Genomic DNA, 1,336 nt, shown 5'->3' on the forward strand with positions numbered 1-1,336 from the left:
CTGATTCCACCTCAGTTTGTGTGAGGAGATTGAGGTAACGGTCTCCTCCCGTTGAGAGACGAGGCAATTAACAAGTTACGCATCCAATCGTCATGATATCGGAAGCCATTGAGTTGCTCGAACGGACATAAACAGCCTCCCTTTTGCTGCTGAGTTTTACGACAAAACGGATGAAAGTTCCACAGCATGGCCATGGAGCGAACGGAGCGTTCAGCAGCTTCCCAAGTCCCGTGAAAATCTTGCATGGCATAGAGTGCTCGGTCGAGATAGTTCATGGGACGATCTACTTGATTACTGGTGCGATAGGCCTCAGGAAAGTCAAACGCTCGTTGGAAAAACGGAGACTTTGCTCTGAGCCGTTGCACCCGCTCATCGATTGCTTGGGGCAGGGATACGGTTTGAGTCCACTCGAGAAACCGACGCAGTCGTTGAGCAAAGTGACGTTTGCTGGTGCCCTGATAGATATGCCAAAGTTTATCGGTTAAGAGCGTCCGTAAATCGGGTTTAGAGCGACACCAATCGCGCACCTTAATGACCTCATGTAAGAAGCATAGAATCCAGACAATCCCAGGAAACAGGGTTTCCCATACCCTGCGTGTGGCATCCCACCCATCGGTCGTCACCGTTTTAGGTCGATACTCGGGGACATGGTCAGCGATTTCTTGTTCAAACCCTCCATAGGCCGCTTGCAAGTCCTCATACCCGGCACTTGGACTCAGACTACTGCCCAAGATACAACCTTTGGCCGCCGTCACCGCCCAATAGATGCGCTCTCCTTTCAACGCACAATGCTTCTCATCGGCCACTAGATGGGGGGGAGAGCCGCCTCTGTTTTTAGCGTACTGCCCACGATGGACGCTCGTCCGAGCGATTGACACAATCGGTACCAATGCATTTCTGAACGTCCCAGTACATAGGCAATGCCATCATAGGAGATGCCATGTTTTCTCAAGTACAAGGCTTTACCGGCTACCTCAGCCGTCTCACTCATGTAAGGGGTGACAAAATCTGGGCGGAGCTGATAGGCCGTTTTCAGACCAGGCAAATAGATTCGACGGGTCTTCACGTGTTGGCGAGCGGAGGTCACCCACCCATGAAACCGATACCCCTGCTCAATGCCCTCGGGAAAGAGTTCCGGATGGGCAGCTATCTGGCTGTCTAGATACTCACGGTAGGCTTCTCGGTCCTCGACCAATTGCTCATAATCAATCCCCTCGGCTATCGGTAGGCAGATCGTTTTATCCCCGGCGACTCCTCGTCGTTTGCGTTTGGCCATCGTCCTTGGCCTCCAAACTCTATGCCCTCATTTTAGCCAAACAAACTGAGTTGGAACTAG

Annotated in this window: 2 protein-coding genes; both read right to left on the reverse strand. The window is 52.0% G+C overall.

Going from position 1 to position 1,336, the window contains the following annotated elements; all coding sequences use genetic code 11:
- Positions 1-11 precede the first annotated feature (11 nt).
- The gene (locus tag IQ260_RS30635) at positions 12-878 is read right to left on the reverse strand and encodes a hypothetical protein (protein WP_322745090.1); all 867 of its coding nucleotides are present in this window, start codon (positions 876-878) and stop codon (positions 12-14) included.
- Complete coding sequence (locus tag IQ260_RS30640; protein ID WP_193996808.1) at positions 806-1,276, reverse strand: hypothetical protein; 471 nt, start codon at positions 1,274-1,276, stop codon at positions 806-808. Before IQ260_RS30640 ends, IQ260_RS30635 begins: the two co-directional genes overlap by 73 nt.
- Positions 1,277-1,336 lie beyond the last annotated feature (60 nt).

Origin of the sequence: Leptolyngbya cf. ectocarpi LEGE 11479 (assembly GCF_015207065.1) — a bacterium.
Lineage (GTDB): Bacteria > Cyanobacteriota > Cyanobacteriia > Phormidesmidales > Phormidesmidaceae > Leptothoe > Leptothoe ectocarpi.